Here is a 17,198-nt window from a genome sequence, read left to right on the forward strand (position 1 = left end):
GCCAGGGCTGGAGCCCTCTTGATCGTCTCAGGGCATCAGTCGCTGGACGTCGTCCGCCATCGCGGCCAGCCCCTCGGCCGGCGTGGCCGAACGGTTCGCAACGGATTGCAGGTGGTCCTTGATGACGTCGATGATCTTCAGGTTGTTATCGCCCGGGAAGGCGTACCACGGCGTCATGTAGGGGGCCTGCCGAAGCGCGGTCAGGTGATTTGGGTGGTCATCATAGAAGAACTTGAGCAGGTCCGGATCCTCGGCCGGGGCCGAGTTCGGCGGCGCATAGCCGGTGCCCTTGACCATGATCGTCGCACCGACCGGTCCGGTGATGAACTTCATGAACTCCCAGGCCGCCGCCTGCTTTTCGGGGTCGGAAGCGAACATCATCGCCGCATTGCCGCCGGTCGGCAGACGCGGGTCCGGTCCGGCAAGCGGGAAGGGCCCGGTCTTCCAGGCGAACTTGCCGCCGACATTCTCGTCGGCCACCCGCAGCAGCGAGGTCGACTCGGTCCAGATGCCCATGTTGCCGGCGAAGAAGGTCTGCCGCGCGGCCTCCTGCGACAGATCCGGCATTTGGCCCTCGTCCAGGATACGCCCGAAGGTGGCCATCGCCCGCTGGCCGTTCTCGTCGTTGAATGCGACTTCCGCCTCGTCCGGGGTGGTCATCGAGCCGCCGTGCGAGAACACCAGCGCCTGCCACATCCAGTTCCCGGTGATCGCCCAGGAATGGTAGATGCCGACCTTGTCGTCGCCCAGTGCGTTGATGTCCTGCGCCAGCTTCAGCACGCCATCCCAGTCGGTCGGCAGATTGTCGGGATCGCCCCCGGCCTGTTCGACCAGGTCGGTGTTGTAGTAGATGATCGGCGTCGAGACCGCGAAGGCCATGCCATAGGTGCCCTCACCGAAGGTGCCGAGCGCCATCATCGAGTCCGAATACCCGCGCTCTGCCCAGTTCTCTTCCTTGGCGATGAAGGGCTTGAGATCGACCGCCAGCCCGCGATCGACGAACAGCCGCTGCAGGTTGATCGCCTGCATCGACACGTCCGGCAGCTGATCCGTCACCGCCTGGCGCAGCGCGGTCTGGGCCCCGTCTTCATATTCCTTGTACGGTGCGCGGTAGACCACCTTGATGTCCGGGTTTTCCGCCTCGAAGGCGGTCTTCAGCTCGGCAAAGACGTCATCGAAGATGAAGGCCAGGGGATACTGCACTTCGATGGTGGTCTCGGCCATCCCTGCCATCGGCACAAGCGCCATCGTCGCGGCGGCTATCGTCGTCCTTACTTGTCTCATTCTTTCCTCCCAGGTTTCGGTTCTTGGTCAGCTTTTCATTCCGGTGAAGGTGATGCCTTCGATGAAGCGGCGCTGTGCCAGCAGGAAGCCGATGACCAGCGGCGTGATGGCAATGGTCGCCGCGGCCATCAGCGGGCCGTAGTTCGTGCCGGCCTCGTCCAGCTTGAAGTAGGCAATGCCCAGGGGCGGGGTGAACAGGTTGCGGTCACCGACCGCGATCAGCGGCCAGAAGTAATCGTTCCAATGCGCCACGACCGAGAAGATGCCGAAGGCGATGACCGCCGGAACCGCCGTTGGCAGCATGACCCGCCAGACGATGCCGAACTCGCTCATCCCGTCGATCCGGGCGGCGTCGATGATGTCGTCGGGCACGGTCAGGAAGAACTGCCGCATCAGGAAGATGCCGAAGACCGAGATCGCGAAGGGCAGGATCAGCGAGGCATAGGTGTTCAGCAGTCCCAGCTTGAACAACAGCACATAGACCGGGATCGCGGTGGCGTGCATCGGGATCAGCAGACACAGCAGGACCGCGCCGAACATCAGGCCGCGGAACCGGAACCGGAGCTTGGCCAGCGCATATGCGGCGGGCAGCGCCACCAGAACCTGCAGGACGAAGATCGCCACGGTGACGATCACGCCGTTCAGCATGTAGAGAAGCAAGGGTGTGCTGGTCAGCGCGGCGCGGTAGTTCTCGACCGCGTACCAGGTCTTGGGCCAGAGGGTGAAATCCGCCGACAGGATCTCGCTCTGCGGCTTCAGCGAAGTGACGATCATCACGATGAAAGGCGACAGCATGATCAGCGCGCCAAAGAGCAGCACGACATGGCGCAGGATCGACGCAATGGGCCCGAGTTCCTGGTTCATGCGTAATGTGTCCTTTTGTCGAGAACGAAGACCTTCAACGCCGACAGCGCCAGAACGAAGAGCAGGAAGATCACCGTCAGCGCCGCGGCATAGCCGGTGCGGAAGAACGAGAAACCCTCGGTGTACATCGTGTGAAGCAGCACTTCGGACGCCTTGTTCGGGCCGCCCTTGGTGATGACCTGAACCGTGTCGAAGACCTGGAACGACCGGATCGAGGTGATGACGATCACGAACAGTGTCACCGGCCCCAGCATCGGCCAGGTGACCAGCCGGAACCGGTCCAGCGCACGGTTGGCGCCATCGACAGAGGCGGCCTCGTAGAGATCGGAGGGGATCGCGGTGAGCCCGGCCATGAACAGCACCATGTTGAAGCCGATGCTCTGCCAGATTCCGATGCCGCAAAGCGTGAACAGCACCAGCGAGGGATTCTGCAGCCAGCTCTGGCCGGGGATGCCAATGGCCTCCAATGTCAGATTGACCACGCCGAACTGCGGATGCAGCATGAATTCCCAGACGATGGCCATCGCAATCAGGGTGGCCATGACGGGAAGGAAATAGACCGCCCGGTAGAAACCGCGCATCCGCCGGTCGGCCTCGATCAGCAAGGCCGCGCCAAGCCCCAGCAGGACCGAACAGGGGACCACCACGCCGACATAGATCAGCGTGTTCGCCAGCGATTTCTGGAACGTGCGATCGCCGAACATCTCGGCATAGTTGTGCAGCCCGACAAAGCTCAGGCTGGCAGCGCCGAGTTGGTAATCCGTCAGCGACAACAGGATGACGACGACCATCGGGCCGATCAGGAAGATCAGCATCAGGATCAACGCCGGCCCGGCCAGCGCGGCGGCCACCGGGTCAAACCAGCGCAATCCGCCCCTCCCGGCACCGCCCCGGACAGCCGGCCTGGAATACGCCTGATCAGCCATGGGCCCGCCTCCGCGCGTCACTGGCCAGCAGCGCGATCCTCCGACCCTCGGCGTCGAAGACATAGACATGTTCGACCGGCAGGCCGACCTCGGCCGCTTCCCCGACCGCAAGCCGCCCGGCGATGCCGGGATCCTGTCGGACGATCAGCGGCTCGGCAGAACCCTCGGTAGCGACATAGAGGAACAGATCCGAACCGAGATTCTCGCGATGCACGAGCCGTCCCGACACCCGGGGCGCAGCCACGGCGGGATCAAGCGTCGCACGGTTTGGACGGATCGCCACCTGAACCGACGTGCCATCGGCCAAGCCGGTCGCCAGCGGCAACACCACCCCGGCCGCCGCGATGCCGCCGCCCTGCACGCGGCCGTCCAGAACGTTGATCCGCGGACTGCCGACAAACCGCGCCACGGCAAGATCGGCCGGGTCATCGTAGATCTCCTCGGGCGGCGCGATCTGCAGCGGCATGCCGTTCATCATGACCACCACCCGGTCCGACATGGTCATCGCCTCGGCCTGATCGTGGGTGACATAGATGAAGGTCACGCCCAGGCTTCGGTGCAACTGGGCGATCTCCGCCCGCATGTGGACCCGCAGTTCCGCGTCAAGATTTGACAGCGGCTCGTCCATCAGGAACACCCGGGGCTTGCGCACCATCGCCCGGCCTAGCGCAACCCGTTGCTTTTGACCGCCCGAAAGCTGCCCCGGCTTGCGGTCCAGAAGGGGTTCAATCTTCAGCAGCGCGGCGACGTCACGCACCGCGCGATCCGCCTCCCGCACCGCCCGGCGCGCGGATGCGCTCAGAAGCCGCGCACCCGGCAGCCGCTGAACTGCCGACAACTCCCGCATCCGCAGCGGCACCGCGATGTTCTCGCGTACTGTCAGATGTGGATAGAGCGCATAGGACTGAAAAACCATCGCGATGTCCCGGGCGCTCGGGCGCATTTCATCCACCGAGCCCCCGTCGATCAGGATTTCACCGCCGTCCTGCCGCTCCAATCCGGCGACGATCCGCATGAGCGTGGACTTGCCACAGCCCGAGGGGCCGAGGATCGTGACGAACTCTCCGGGCGCAATCCGGAGATCGACGCCCTTCAGGACCGAAACCGCGCCAAAGCTCTTGGTGAGCCCGCGGATCTCAACGGCACCGCGACGACTTGCATGCCCGGCGCAGCTGGACTGCTGGTCCGTTTCGCTCATCTCCCCACCCTTCTCCTGGCATCCGGATCCGCGGCCCCGGAACTGGTGCAGGCCGCGGTTCTGCATGAATTGAGTATTTCTCACTCCCTGCTATTCTGTCAATGAAATATTCTTACCGTCGCCGGCAGGGCGTTCGGAGGACAGATGCAAACCAGTCCTTGCCAGGCCAATCCGGCTGAAGGTCCACAACGTGGAGATGCGCTTCGAGGGTGAGGCGACAGCGGCAAGGGCAACTCGCCCTTGATCAGCGAATAGGTTCGCCTGCCGCCGCGAACCCGGGGACGTCGGCGAGTCACGCCGGGCGCGGGCGAGCCCGACCTCGTCGAGCAGGGTAGCCCGCGTCACGCAGCCACCCGTGGCGCACGCGCCAGTGGCTCACCCAACTCACCCGTTCGGGTTTCCCGGGAAACTTCCAAGGGACATATCGACCATCTCGGCCAGTTGCGCCCAGACCCACAGGTCGGTCGGGCCGGGTGTCCCGAATGCGAACCGGACCGCCGTCACGTCGAGCGTGCAGTCCGGCAGGTTGGCGCAGAGCGAGCGCATCGACCCGTCTGCCAATCGGGCGGCAATCAGGGACTCCGGCACCCATGCCACACCGGTCCCGGCCATCGCCATTTCCAGCGCCGCCAGCGTCAGGGCCGTTTCGGCATAGGCCTGCGGGCGGACCCGTTCCTCCAGCCGCGGCCAGATCAGGCGGTTCATGACCTGACCCAGGAAGACCCCGGTCGGATAGGCGATATGGCGCAGAACGCCCGCGTCGAGCCCGGCAAGCACCTCTGCGGCCGCGTCTGACGAAATCACCGGGATCAGGCGATCGGTGCCGATGGTCAGGGACTGGATGTGGTCGCCGCGCACCGGATGCTCGTGCCCCGGCAGGCGATAGACGATCGCCAGGTCGGCCTGACGTGCCAGGAGCTGAGCAAAGCATTCGTCGAGATTCGCCGAGCGCAGGCGCACGAAGACATCATCATCCCGGCCGCGGAGATAGCCGATCAGGGCCGGCGCCAGGGAGGTCGTCAACGCATGCTGGCTTGCAACCACGATCCGCTTGCCGGACTTCCTGTCGCCGTGCCGCAAATCCTCGACCAGTTGCCGCAGCATACCTGTCAGGGCGGCAATCTGCTCGCGCTGCGCAAGCGTGGTCGCAGTGAGATGCACGGGCTTGCGGCTGCGGTCGAACAGCTCGACGCCGACATAGTCCTCGATGGAGCGTATGCGCCGCGAAAATGCCGATTGCGTCAGTCTCCGGCGTTCGGCCGCCTCGCTGAACGAACCGGTCGCAGCCACTGCCAGAATGTCTTCAAGCCATTCGAGACGCATCTCCGCGCCTTTCTCTCAAGTTGCGAAAATTGCATGATACTTCGAGAATTTCGAATTTGAAATCCGCGCGGGATGGGGAGATGGTCGCCATGCGCCCATTCCTGGAAGGATCGTCTCATGCATCTGGCCCGCTTTCCCCGTGTCTTTCTCGCCCATTTGCCGACTCCGCTCGAGCGGCTCGACCGGCTGAGCCATGAGCTGGGGGGCGTGGAAATCTGGATAAAGCGCGACGACTGCACCGGGCTTTCTTCAGGCGGGAACAAGACCCGCAAGCTGGAATTCCTGATGGCCGAGGCCCGGAAAATCGGCGCCGACCTGGTGATCACCCAGGGTGCCACGCAGTCGAACCACGCCCGGCAGACGGCAGCGGCCGCGGCAAAGCTGGGGATGGCCTGCCATCTCTTGCTGGAAGACAGGACCGGGTCGAACGACGCCAACTACAACAACAACGGCAACGTGCTGCTGGACCATCTGCACGGCGCTTCGGTCGAGAAACGCGCAGGCGGGACCGATATGGCCCTGGCAATGGAAGAGGTGGCAGAGGCCCGGCGCAAGGAAGGAAAGACCGTCTATGTCATCCCGGGCGGCGGATCCAACCCGACCGGTGCTCTGGGCTATGTCAATTGTGCCTTCGAACTGGTGTCGCAGGCCAATGACCGGGCATTGGTGATCGATCATATCGTCACGGCGACGGGCAGCGCCGGCACCCAGGCCGGGCTGGTCTGCGGCCTGAAGGCGCTGAACGCGGGAATCCCGCTGACCGGCATCGGCGTGCGGGCTCCGAAACAGAAGCAGGAAGAGGCGGTCTTCAACCTGGCCGCGAAGACCGCCGAGAAGCTCGGCTGCCCCGGAGTCGTGGCACGGGCCGATGTGGTGGCCGACAGCGATTATGTCGGCGCCGGTTACGGCATCCCGGGCGAGGACACGATCGAGGCGATCCGGATGTTCGCCGAACTGGAAGGCATCCTGCTGGACCCGGTCTATTCCGGCAAGGGCGCGGCGGGACTGATCGACTATTGCCGCAAGGGTCGGTTCACCAGGGGCGAGCGGGTAGTGTTCCTGCATACCGGCGGTTCGGCCGGCCTGTTCGGTTACGATTCTGCCTTCGCGGATGACGCCCGGCGCGTCACGACGGCGTGACCGGCGATGGTCCGTCTCCCCATTTCAGGGCATGTCCCGCAGAAGGTCTCGACCCCCGGACCGGCGATGGACCCGATTGGGGTTTCGCGATGCGGCGGGCGGCGGGATGGCCGTAATCAGGGCCCGGCAGGCGGGGAATGGGCCGGTCCGGTCGAAGCGGGGTCGTCATGGGACTGAAGCCGGTGGGCATTCTGGGGGGAATGGGCCCCGAAGCCACGGTCCTTCTCATGCAGAAGGTCATCGCCGCAGTCCGGGCCGATGACGATGCCGACCATGTTCCGCTGATCGTCGATCAGAATCCGCAGGTGCCGTCGCGGTTGAAGCATCTGCTGGAGGGCAACGGCGAAGACCCCGGCCCGGTGTTGGCGGCCATGGCAAGACGGTTGGAGGCCGCCGGTGCCAGGGCATTGGCGATCCCCTGCAATACCGCGCATCATTTTGCCTCGAGCGTCCGCGAAGCCAGCGCGCTGCCGTTTCTCGACATGATCGCGCTGTCGACGGACCGCGCCGCCGCCATGTTGCCCGAGGGCCGCCGGGTCGGCATCCTCGCATCGCCGGCTGTGCGCCGTGTCGGGCTGTTCCAATCAGCCCTGGCCGCGAAGGGGCTGACGGCGGTCTATCCCACCGACGAGGCGGCGCAGGTCGCGGCGATCCGCCGGATCAAGGCGTCCGGCGCCGACGACACCGCCCGCGCGCTTCTGCGCCAGGCATCGGCGGATCTTCTGGAACAGGGCGCGGTGGTCCAGATGGTGGCCTGCACCGAGTTCTCGCTGATCGCCGGGGAGGTGGCGCCCGGCGTGCGCAGCTTCGATACCCTCGACGGGCTCGTCTCGGCCATCGTCGCCTTTTCCGGCGTCCCCCGCGAACGCATCCAGCAGTTCGCCGTCTGAGCACGAAACGCACCCGCCACGCGTGCCTTCAGGCAGTCCCGTGGCGCGATCCGGGAAAACGGGGGTCGACCGCACAGCGCGACCGGATACAACGTTCCGATGGCCATGCATCGTCCCGATGACGTCACCGGCCCGTCCTCGTGAGACAGCCGGGAAAATCCAGATTCCGGCGCGCGGTTGATGACCGGTGCTGATCGCAGATGGCGGCGTGGTGTGACGGCCTCCAACACCGTGGTGCGCGCACTCATGGGTCACGCCGGGGTGGACGGCTGGATGTGCCCATATCGGCAATGCTGCGGCGCGCCCGACCCTCGTCCCGCGCGGCATGTTCCCGGTCCAGTTCGCCAGAAACTCGCCGCCCGCATTCGCATCTGTATAGGCCTAAACAAAGCAAACTGATGGACGTGGTTTCTGGGTCATGTTGAAAAGTGGCAGCGCCAAAGGCGGATGGACGTGATGTCGACGAACCCCAGGAAGCTCTCAGCCGTCTTATGGTAGCGTGTTGCGACGCGTCTGGCGTTCTTGAGTTTGTTGAAGCGCCGCTCGACCAGGTTGCGCAGGCGACAGAGCGAGCGGTCCATGCCGATGCGTTTCTTTCGGGATTTGCGCATCGGGATGACCGGCAGAACATCGCGCTTTTCCATTTTCGCCCTGATGCTATCGGTGTCATATCCGCGATCCGCCAGCTGCACACTGGGACTGGGCAGGTTGTCGGCCATGACCAGATCGAAGCCGAGATGGTCGGATGTCTGCCCCGGCGTGATCTCTGTCCTCATGGGCAGACCGTGCGCATTGACGAGGAGGTGGATCTTGGTCGTGAAGCCACCTCTTGAGCGGCCAAAACCCTGTCGCGGAGTCCCCCTTTAGCGCCCGCTGCCTGATAGTGGGCCCGGATCACGGAACTGTCGATCATTTGAAGGGCGTGTGGCACGGCCCCGCTTTGGTTCAGGGCGTCCATGATCTCCTCCCGGAGCCCCGCCAGCATCCAGCACCGGAACTGGCGGTAGACACTCAACCACTTGCCAAACTCTTCCGGCAGATCACGGCATGGGGCACCGGTCCGGGCAATCCAGAAAACCCCATCAAGAACAAGGCAGTGGTTGGCGGGTTTGCGTCCGTTCGGGGTGCGGGCTGTCAGGATGAACCGCACAAAGAACGCCCATTCCTTGTCCGACATCAAGTCTCGTGCCAAGCTGATCTCCATCGCAGATACCAGCTTGAATCGTGCTCAAAGCACGATGTGATTCCCTTTTGTCAACACGACCTATCCAGTGTCGGGTTTTCCGAATTTCCGATCCTGGGCGCAGGGCATGTTTTCCGGCAACGCCGCTCCCGGCCGGCAATGCGCGCGGTCAGGTCGTCACCACGCGGGCATCCTCGCCCGGCGCCAGCACCACCGCCGACAGCCGGCCATGGGCATAGGCGCCTGTGTCGACGCTGATCCGCCCGTCCCTGATCCGCACCTCGTCGACGATGACATGGCCGTGGACCACCCAGACACCGTCCTGGCGCGGCACCCGGCCGAAATCGCGATGCCCCCAGTGCAGCACCGCGTCGGCCTGCGCCCCGGGCGGCACCGCCGGGTCGGCCCCGGCATGGGTCACCAGCACATTGCCGCTCTGCCAGGACGAGGGCAGGCCGCGCAGCCAGTCCAGCGTCGCCTCGCCCATTGCCGCAACCAGATCGTCGCGGGCCTTCGACAGGGCGGCGCCGCGCGACGAGATGCTCAGCCCGCCGATGCCGAAGCTTGCCAGAGTCTGCAACCCGCCCACCTTCAGCCAGCGCGGCCCCTGATCTTCCGGGGCATGGAGGAAATCGAAACAGATCTCCTCATGGTTGCCCTGCAGGCAGACTGCATCGGGAAGCTCCCGCAGCCGCGCCAGCGTTCCGGCGCTGTCGTCGCCACGGTCGATGAGATCGCCGACGAAGATCTTCCGCGCCGCGGGCGCCTCTTCCGCCAGCCTTTCCAGAAGCCGGTCGAGCAGCGCGGCACAGCCGTGAACATCGCCGATCACCGCGATCGGCTCCTCGGGCGCCGGCGGTGCAGGCACCGGCATCACCGGCTCCGGCGCCCGGCGCCTTGGACCCAGGCCCAGGAATCGGCGCCAGTCAGGCATCGGTTCGTTTGTCTGTGGTTGTCTTCATGGACCTGCGGGCAGCGCCGCCCCGGGCGGCATCTGGCCTCTACCTAAGCGCGGGTCCGGACCGGTGTCGAGGGGGAAGATCGCGGCAAGCGCCGCCCCCCCTGCCCCGCAACCTTTGCGCGTGCAGGAAACAATGTGTTCACCGGAAACGGCACATCCAGCCAACTGAACTGTTGACAAGTAAGTTCACCTAATGCAGGATTAGGTCAGTTAATAAGTGATTTCAGTGTGTCGCTTACCCAACCTTTTGTGGCCTCGGTTCCCCGGGGCCACCTGCGCGAAGAAGGCCAGGCAGATGTTCGACGATGTTTCCTCTTTCCCGGTTCAAACTCCCGAAGACGGTGCCCAGTATCGTCTGCCGTGGACCCGCGCCGGCGGAACCACCTTCGACTTCGGCGAACTGGCCATTTCCGGATACCACATCGCCGCATGCGCCAGCTTCGGCCTGCCGGCCGTCTCGCGCAGCACCCTGCCCGAGGCCTGGGTGTCGGAATATACCGAAGATGCTCTCATGTTGCGTGATCCGGTCATGCTCTGGATCTACGCCCATTCCGGCGTCACGAGGTTGAGCCAGATCAAAGAAGACGACGATTCCGGCATCATGGCCCGCGCCGCACGGCACGGGCTGAAATACGGCGCCGTGGTCAGCCATGGCACCGAATCCAGCGGCAAGCTCCTGTCCTACGGGATTTTCTACCGCGATGACCGTGAATTCACCGACGACGAACTGGAATTGCTGCGGCTCCGCGTTCAGAGCCTGCACAATACCTCGGTGACATTCGCGGCGCGGAAAAAGACTTTCAAGTAAATCATTGATGTGACCCGCGGCCGCCGATTTCCGGCATCAGGTCGCGGACAGGTAACGATCGGGGCCAGACCTGGCCCTTCGCGTAAACAAAAAAGGAACCCCGCCCTGTGTCGGGCAGGGCGGGGTTCTGCGGCACCTGGTCTGTCGGATTCGGGGGGACCGACCGAGGCCGTTCTGCTCGCCCGGGCTTGCCAACGGAGGGACGCGCAAGCCCGGGTGGGTTTGTTCAGGCGGCGGCGTGCCGCTCGTTGAAGTAGGTCTGGCTGGTTGCGAACACCGCGCCGACCTCTTGCGGGTCGAGACTGGGTGCCGATGTCGGACCAAAGAGGTTGATCCGCCGCTCGCTGGGCCTGGGAAGACTCTCGAGGGCAAGCTTCCGACCTTTGCGTGCCTTGGCGATGTAATCCGTTTGCATGTTCATCTTCCAGGTTGTCCGTGTCTGTCGTCCAATGTCCCCTCAATCTCTGTTTACGTTTGTGGCAACAATTGGGCACACGGAATTAGCCAAAGTATAAATCAATCTAAATATGCATTAGGCTGGCTACTGGCATGTGGCCGATCCCGGGACAGTCACAGGGGGCTGCCGGCCATTATCCCGGATCCAGGAACGCGATTGTTGCTTTCCGCCTGATTTGCCCCATGCCCATGGCGCCGGAAGGCCGGTCGGGAGGGGGCCTGACCGTCGATTGTTTCCATATCGAGGGCCGGTTATTTCCAGATCGGAACCAGAGAACTGGGGTGAAGGCCCACTTTTTTGCCCGGATTCCCTGCCAGGGCGATTCTCCGGCCCTGAGAATCGGCCCCGTTGCCGCCCTGTCGCAGGGCGAGTCGCGCGATCCGGACAGGGAAAGACCGGCCCAGGGCCGCAAGGGGACTCATCCGGAGCTTACGGATGTCACGCCGCGCGGGACCAGGCCGGGAAAGAAGAAATCGGCTTCGGTCGAACCGAAGCCGACAGGGTCAGTCAAAGGGCAGGGCGCCCGGAGCCTCAGTCCGAGGCCGGCGCCGCCGTCTTGGACACCAGCGGCGGCGTCAGGAACCGGTGGGTCGGCCAGACGGCCGCCGGCTGGCCGCAGTAGTCCGGGCTCTCGCACAGCTCGGCATGGGCCTTGTGCAGGTGGCGGGCGGGAATCTGCGGGAACAGGTGGTGCACCAGATGGTAGCAGTCGTTCCGCGGGAAGAAGAGCAGGCGGACCGGCGTCGGCGCCAGAACGTTTCTCGATGCCTCCAGCTCATCCTCGGCCCCGACCAGACCGGCGTGGTCCAGACAGTCGGTCCAGAAGTTGATCGTCGGATATATATAGAAGAGCGGGATGATCACGAAGATCAGCGAGGTGAGCGGCTGCAGGATCGTGAACAGCACGATGGCCGCGACCACCGCGATCTTGAGCCAGTAATAGGCCCGGCCATCCTCGTCCGACAGGTTGATGCCGGTATACATCCTGAGATGGCGGCCGAGCAGCGGCGTCACGATATGCCGGAGCACGGTCCTGGCGGTCAGCGGCTCGTGCAGCCGGAACTTCTTGATCGGCGCAAACTCGTGGTCCATCTCGTAATCGCCGATATGGGCGTGATGCGAGAGGTGGTCGTCGCGATACTTGGTGAAGCTCTTCAACAAGAGCGAGGCGCAGAGGCTTCCGATCACCGTGTTGTCCTGCCGCTCATCCGCGAATGAGGCATGGCTGCACTCGTGGATGATGTTGTTCAGGCCGCGGTGCCGCGTTCCGATGAAGATCGCGGTGAATACAACCAGAACGATAGTCATCCAGCTGGTCGGTAGCGACAACAGATAGTGGCCGAAGCCGACAGAGGCGAAGATCGTCGCCAGATAGACGCCCACCACCATCCGTGCGGTCGAGCGCGAATAGCGTTGCATGCCGACGAATCGGCGCATGAATTCTCTGCGTAGAGTTAGTCCTGACATGTGCCCCCCCGGGTCAAGTCCTTGAAGCGTACCGCAAAACGGCACATAGGGTAATGGGGATTGTGGATTATCCGCCGTAAAGCGGTTTTGCATTAGAAGAACTAATGAATATTCAGCGAAATCACTTTACAAGGGGCGCATGGCTGCATATTACATCATATGAGGCATTAGGGTCCCTAATAGACGGAAGCAGACGGTGTTGCACTTCGATTACGATTCTCTGGCCGTACTAGCTGCGGTTGTGCGCGAGGGCAGCTTCGATGCCGCCGCGAAGTCGATGAATGTGACCCAATCCGCGGTCAGCCAGCGAATCAGGCAGCTCGAGGAAAAGGTCGGTTCGGTGCTGGTGGTGCGGGGCCGTCCCTGCGTGGCGACCGAGGCGGGGCTTCAGCTGTGCCGGCATGTCGAGCAGGTCTCGTTGCTGCAATACGAGCTCAGCGAGCGGATGAGCGAGATGGGCGGCGGCGGCGGCGCGACGGCGGCGACGATCCGGATCGGCGTCAACAACGACAGCCTGGCGTCCTGGTTCCCGCACGTGATCAAGCAGGCGGCGGAAGAGCTGAACATCCGCTTCGACATCCTTCCCGACGATCAGGAACATACCGAGCGCAGCCTGAAGTCGGGCGATGCGCTGGCTGTCGTCACCTCGCTCGAGGCGCCGGTTCAGGGCTGCCGGCGCGTGTCGCTGGGATCGATGGACTATATCGCGGTCGCCTCGCCGGAATTCACCGAAAAGCACTTTGCCGACGGGGTCAACCTGAGCAGCATCGGCAAGGCGGTCTGCCTGTCCTTCGACCGAAAGGACACGATTCAGGACCAGTGGATGATGCTGAACTTCGGCGAGGCCGTCCCGATCTCGGTGCATCTGGTGCCTTCCTACGAAGGCTATCTGGCCTGTTGCCTGAACGGCACTGCCTGGGGTCTCGTCCCCAGCATCGCCGGGAAGCCGCATATCGAGCGCGGCGAGCTGGTCGAACTGACCCCCGGCAAGGCGGTGAAGGTCTCTCTGCATTGGCAAACCAACTCGATGGCCGGGGACATCCTGGCGCGGCTTGGTGAGATCGTGCTGGAGCAGGCCAAGATCCACCTGGAGCCGGACGCCTTCCGCCTGAACTGAGCCGCAAAGCCCCGCCCCCTGCGGCCGGATCGGCCGCCCGAAATTCCGCAATGCGCGGTCATGGCCATCTTGTCGGCATAATTTCGCCAGATTCCCCGGGCTACTGGAAGGACCGGCGCGCCTGCGGGCTTTCGACTCGTGGCGTGTGCCAGTTCATTCCCCTTCGGGGGATTGGCTTCGACATGGTGCGGGCTTCCAACGGAAGCCAAGGGTCATGCCCCGATCGGGACAGGACCGGGATGCCGTTCAGTCCCGCATGTGGTCGAGACCAGGGATCGGACAGGACGCAACACGGCCAGGGGGAACAGGACGCCATGCAGATACTCAAGGTGCTCGTCGAAGACTTCGGAGGCGAGGCAAATTGCTCCAGCCTTCACGGGAAACTGGCGCGGAAGGGGCAGATTCCGCCGCTCTTCGCCCTGGAGTCGGAAGATTCGATCTGTCGCCGGCTAGAGGATCTGGAAAGCGCCGGTCTTCTCACGCTCGAAACCACCCGGTCCGGCAACCTCATCGCCCGCATCACGCGGGAAGGCGCGGTCCGCAATGCGGAAGATTTCGAGGCGGCCCGGAACCGCGCCTGGCAAACCGAAGCCACGGTCGGCGCCGCCTGACCGGCCTTCGCGCCGTTGCCGCCCAAAGGTCAGCGCCAAGGCGCTGACCTGACAGCAGCACGCCGCCGCCGGGCCATCGCCCTGCGACCACATCCCCGACAGGACCGATGCGCCACCACCCGGCCGGGTGTGGCGCAGTTTCGTTTTTCCCGGTGACGGAAATTGACAGGGCCATTCTGCCTCCATAATATGAACCATGACTCATATGTCATGAAATGCATGGCAATGGAGAGGGAGGACTCATGAGAAAGACAGTTCTGACCGCCCTGGCGGCAGCTTCGGTCATGGCCGGAACGGCCCGGGCCGACATCGTGATCGCGCATGTCTACGGCAAGACGGGTGCGCTGGAGGCCTATGCGGCCCAGTCGCATACCGGGCTGATGCTGGGGCTGGAATATGCCACCGGCGGCACCATGGAGATCAACGGCGAGAAGATCACCGTGATCGAGAAGGACACCCAGCTGAAACCCGAGATCGGCAAGGCGGCGCTGGAAGAGGCCTTCAGCGACGACGAAGCCGACATCGCCGTGGGTCCGGTCAGTTCCGGCGTGGCGCTGGCGATGCTGCCGGTGGCCCAGGAATACGAGAAGATCCTGCTGGTCGAACCGGCCGTGGCCGACTCGATCACCGGCAAGGACTGGAACCGCTACATCTTCCGCACCGGCCGCAACTCGAGCCAGGACGCGGTGGCCAATGCCATCGCCATCGGCGGGCCGGATGTCTCGGTGGCGACGCTGGCGCAGGACTATGCCTTCGGCCATGACGGGGTCGCGGCCTTCAAGGCGGCGCTGGAAACCACCGGCGCCAAGCTGGTGGACGAGGAATATCTGCCCACCGACGCGACCGATTTCACCGCCGCGGCCGAGCGCATCTTCAACGCGATGAAGGACCTGCCGGGCAAGAAGAAGCTGTTCATCATCTGGGCCGGGGCAACCCCGATCGGCAAGATCAACGCCATGGACCCGGGCCGTTTCGGCATCGAGATCACCACCGGCGGCAACATCCTGGCGGCGCTGAAGGCCTATCGGGAAGTGCCCGGGATGGAAGGTGCGACCTACTACTACTACGGCATCCCGAAGAACCCGGTGAACGACTGGCTGGTCAAGGAGCATGAAGCCCGCTTCGGCACCCCGCCCGATTTCTTCACCGCCGGCGGCATGGCGGCGGGCATCGCCATCGTCGATGCGATCAAGAAGGCCGGTTCGACCGATACCGAGGCGCTGATCTCGGCCATGGAAGGGATGGAGTTCGAGACGCCCAAGGGCACGATGCGCTTCCGCCCCGAGGATCACCAGGCGTTGCAGTCGATGTATCACTTCCGCACCGTGGTGAAGGACGGCGTCGATTACGGCATTCCCGAACTGGTGCGCAAGCTGTCGATCGACGAACTGCCGATCCCGATCCAGAACCAGTGACGGCATGGCCGGGGAGCTCTACCCCGGCCTGTCCCCCAACCCCGGCAGGCGATGTGATGAGCGACGTGCTTCTGGCCACCGAAGGATTGACCGTGCGCTTCGGCGGCCATGTCGCCGTCGATCGGGTGACCTGCGGCTTTCGCCAGGGTGAGCTGACGGCGCTGGTCGGGCCCAACGGCGCCGGCAAGACCACCTATTTCAACCTGATCTCGGGCCAGATCCGCGCCAGTGCCGGGCGGGTCATGCTGAAGGGCCGGGACCTGACCGGCCTGTCGGTGGCCCGGCGCACCCATGCCGGCATCGGCCGGGCGTTCCAGCTGACGAACCTGTTCCCCAACCTGACGGTGCGCGAGAACATCCGGCTGGTGATCCAGTCGAAACGCGGGCTGGGGCACGATCTGTGGTCGGTGGCCGCGGCCCATGCCGAGGTGGCCGAGGCGGCGGACAGGGTGCTGGAGCGGGTCCGGCTGACCGCCATTGCCGACCAGACCGTGACCGAGCTGAGCCACGGCAACCAGCGCAAGCTGGAGGTGGCGTTGCTCGTCGCGCTCGATCCGCTGGTCTACATGTTCGACGAGCCGACGGCGGGCATGTCGGTGGACGAGGCGCCGGTGGTGCTGGACCTGATTGCCGGGCTGAAGGCGGAAACCGGAAAATGCATCCTGCTGGTCGAGCACAAGATGGACGTGATCCGCACCCTGGCCGACCGGATCGTCGTTCTGCACAACGGGGCCCTTGCCGCCGACGGTCCGCCGGCCGAGGTCATGGCCTCGGAGGTGGTGCAGGAGGCCTATATGGGCAAGGCGCTGGCCGATGTCTGATCCGATCCTGACACTCAAGGGCGTCCATACCGATATCGGGCGCTATCACATCCTTCAGGGCGTCGAACTGGAGGTGCCGCGCGGCGGGGTGACCATGTTGCTGGGGCGCAATGGCGTCGGCAAGACCACGACACTGCGGACCGTGATGGGGCTGTGGCGGGCGCGGGCCGGGCAGATCACCTTTGACGGCCGCGACGTCACCGCACTGCCCACCGCCGCCATCGCCCGGGCCGGCATCGGCTTCGTGCCCGAGGACATGGGCATCTTCACCGATCTGACCGTAGAGGAGAACCTGATCCTTGCCGCCGCCTCGGGGCCGCTGTCGTCCGACCGACTCGACCGGATATTCGCCGCCTTCCCGCCGTTGAAGACATTCTGGAAATCGGCTGCCGGCAATCTTTCGGGCGGCCAGAAACAGATGCTGTCGATTGCCCGCGCCATGGCGGAAGAGCGGCGGCTCTATCTGATCGACGAACCCACCAAGGGGCTGGCGCCGGCCATTGTCGCCACCATGGCCGCCGCCTTGCGGGACCTGAAGGCCGAAGGCGCGGCGATCCTGCTGGTGGAGCAGAACTTCGCAGTCGCCCGCCTGCTGGGAGACAGCTGCGCGGTGATGGATGACGGGCGGGTGATCTGGTCCGGCCCCATGGCCGAACTGGCCGCCGACACCGCCCTTCAGGAACGGCTGATGGGCCTGAGCCTGGAGGCGCCATGACCCTTCACAGACCCTGTT

17 protein-coding genes are annotated in these 17,198 nt (G+C 64.4%); 8 read left to right on the forward strand and 9 right to left on the reverse strand.

The window, feature by feature from the left end; all coding sequences use genetic code 11:
• Positions 1 to 27 precede the first annotated feature (27 nt).
• The 5 genes from NUW50_RS10270 to NUW50_RS10290 all read right to left on the reverse strand — a co-directional run bounded on the left by NUW50_RS10270 (position 28) and on the right by NUW50_RS10290 (position 5,595).
• A complete protein-coding gene (locus NUW50_RS10270) occupies positions 28 to 1,284 on the reverse strand; it encodes an ABC transporter substrate-binding protein (RefSeq protein WP_258289010.1) in 1,257 nt (418 codons plus the stop codon).
• Between the two features lie 27 nt (positions 1,285 to 1,311).
• A complete protein-coding gene (locus NUW50_RS10275) occupies positions 1,312 to 2,148 on the reverse strand; it encodes a carbohydrate ABC transporter permease (RefSeq protein WP_258289011.1) in 837 nt (278 codons plus the stop codon).
• Positions 2,145 to 3,017, reverse strand: coding sequence for a carbohydrate ABC transporter permease (locus tag NUW50_RS10280; RefSeq protein WP_258289012.1), 873 nt, complete (start codon positions 3,015 to 3,017; stop codon positions 2,145 to 2,147). The genes NUW50_RS10275 and NUW50_RS10280 overlap by 4 nt, the downstream gene beginning before the upstream one ends.
• 49 nt (positions 3,018 to 3,066) lie before the next feature.
• Positions 3,067 to 4,272, reverse strand: a complete 1,206-nt coding sequence (locus NUW50_RS10285; RefSeq protein WP_258289013.1) for an ABC transporter ATP-binding protein — start codon at positions 4,270 to 4,272, stop codon at positions 3,067 to 3,069.
• Between the two features lie 384 nt (positions 4,273 to 4,656).
• On the reverse strand, positions 4,657 to 5,595 hold the full coding sequence (locus NUW50_RS10290; protein WP_258289014.1) for a LysR family transcriptional regulator: 939 nt from the start codon (positions 5,593 to 5,595) through the stop codon (positions 4,657 to 4,659).
• 117 nt (positions 5,596 to 5,712) lie between these two features.
• Between NUW50_RS10290 and NUW50_RS10295 the strand changes: the two genes are divergently transcribed.
• Together NUW50_RS10295 and NUW50_RS10300 are read left to right on the forward strand one after the other, a co-directional pair.
• Positions 5,713 to 6,735, forward strand: coding sequence for a D-cysteine desulfhydrase (locus NUW50_RS10295; protein ID WP_258289015.1), 1,023 nt, complete (start codon positions 5,713 to 5,715; stop codon positions 6,733 to 6,735).
• 167 nt (positions 6,736 to 6,902) lie between these two features.
• Complete coding sequence (locus NUW50_RS10300) at positions 6,903 to 7,625, forward strand: aspartate/glutamate racemase family protein (protein ID WP_258289016.1); 723 nt, start codon at positions 6,903 to 6,905, stop codon at positions 7,623 to 7,625.
• 416 nt (positions 7,626 to 8,041) lie between these two features.
• Here NUW50_RS10300 and NUW50_RS10305 read toward each other — a convergent pair.
• Positions 8,042 to 8,829 (reverse strand): IS5 family transposase gene (locus tag NUW50_RS10305; RefSeq protein ID WP_258289017.1). Its coding sequence is split into 2 segments (ribosomal slippage): positions 8,042 to 8,490 and positions 8,490 to 8,829, totalling 789 coding nucleotides; the frame shifts between segments, so codons are not numbered across the junction.
• Between the two features lie 148 nt (positions 8,830 to 8,977).
• Positions 8,978 to 9,682 carry a metallophosphoesterase gene (locus tag NUW50_RS10310; RefSeq protein WP_258289018.1) on the reverse strand — a complete coding sequence of 235 codons (705 nt, stop codon included), beginning with the start codon at positions 9,680 to 9,682 and terminating at the stop codon, positions 8,978 to 8,980.
• Between the two features lie 382 nt (positions 9,683 to 10,064).
• On the opposite strand from NUW50_RS10310, the gene NUW50_RS10315 reads away from it, so the two are divergent.
• Positions 10,065 to 10,577, forward strand: a complete 513-nt coding sequence (locus NUW50_RS10315; RefSeq protein WP_258288928.1) for an autoinducer binding domain-containing protein — start codon at positions 10,065 to 10,067, stop codon at positions 10,575 to 10,577.
• Positions 10,578 to 10,803: 226 nt separating this feature from the next.
• On the opposite strand, the gene NUW50_RS10320 is transcribed toward NUW50_RS10315, so the two are convergent.
• Both NUW50_RS10320 and NUW50_RS10325 read right to left on the reverse strand, forming a co-directional pair.
• On the reverse strand, positions 10,804 to 10,992 hold the full coding sequence (locus NUW50_RS10320; protein WP_258289019.1) for a hypothetical protein: 189 nt from the start codon (positions 10,990 to 10,992) through the stop codon (positions 10,804 to 10,806).
• Between the two features lie 573 nt (positions 10,993 to 11,565).
• Positions 11,566 to 12,471: a fatty acid desaturase family protein gene (locus NUW50_RS10325; RefSeq protein ID WP_258289020.1), complete on the reverse strand. Its 906-nt coding sequence runs from the start codon at positions 12,469 to 12,471 to the stop codon at positions 11,566 to 11,568.
• Between the two features lie 226 nt (positions 12,472 to 12,697).
• On the opposite strand from NUW50_RS10325, the gene NUW50_RS10330 reads away from it, so the two are divergent.
• From NUW50_RS10330 to NUW50_RS10350, 5 genes are all read left to right on the forward strand, one after another.
• Positions 12,698 to 13,618, forward strand: coding sequence for a LysR family transcriptional regulator ArgP (locus NUW50_RS10330; protein ID WP_258289021.1), 921 nt, complete (start codon positions 12,698 to 12,700; stop codon positions 13,616 to 13,618).
• 314 nt (positions 13,619 to 13,932) lie between these two features.
• A complete protein-coding gene (locus NUW50_RS10335) occupies positions 13,933 to 14,229 on the forward strand; it encodes a hypothetical protein (RefSeq protein ID WP_258289022.1) in 297 nt (98 codons plus the stop codon).
• Between the two features lie 242 nt (positions 14,230 to 14,471).
• Positions 14,472 to 15,644 (forward strand): substrate-binding domain-containing protein, encoded by a 1,173-nt coding sequence (locus NUW50_RS10340; RefSeq protein WP_258289023.1) that lies wholly within the window; start codon positions 14,472 to 14,474, stop codon positions 15,642 to 15,644.
• A 56-nt stretch (positions 15,645 to 15,700) separates the two neighbouring features.
• Positions 15,701 to 16,465: an ABC transporter ATP-binding protein gene (locus NUW50_RS10345; RefSeq protein ID WP_258289024.1), complete on the forward strand. Its 765-nt coding sequence runs from the start codon at positions 15,701 to 15,703 to the stop codon at positions 16,463 to 16,465.
• On the forward strand, positions 16,458 to 17,180 hold the full coding sequence (locus tag NUW50_RS10350) for an ABC transporter ATP-binding protein (protein ID WP_258289025.1): 723 nt from the start codon (positions 16,458 to 16,460) through the stop codon (positions 17,178 to 17,180). The genes NUW50_RS10345 and NUW50_RS10350 overlap by 8 nt, the downstream gene beginning before the upstream one ends.
• Positions 17,181 to 17,198 lie beyond the last annotated feature (18 nt).

The organism is Frigidibacter sp. ROC022 (assembly GCF_024723735.1).
Lineage (GTDB): Bacteria > Pseudomonadota > Alphaproteobacteria > Rhodobacterales > Rhodobacteraceae > SLM-1.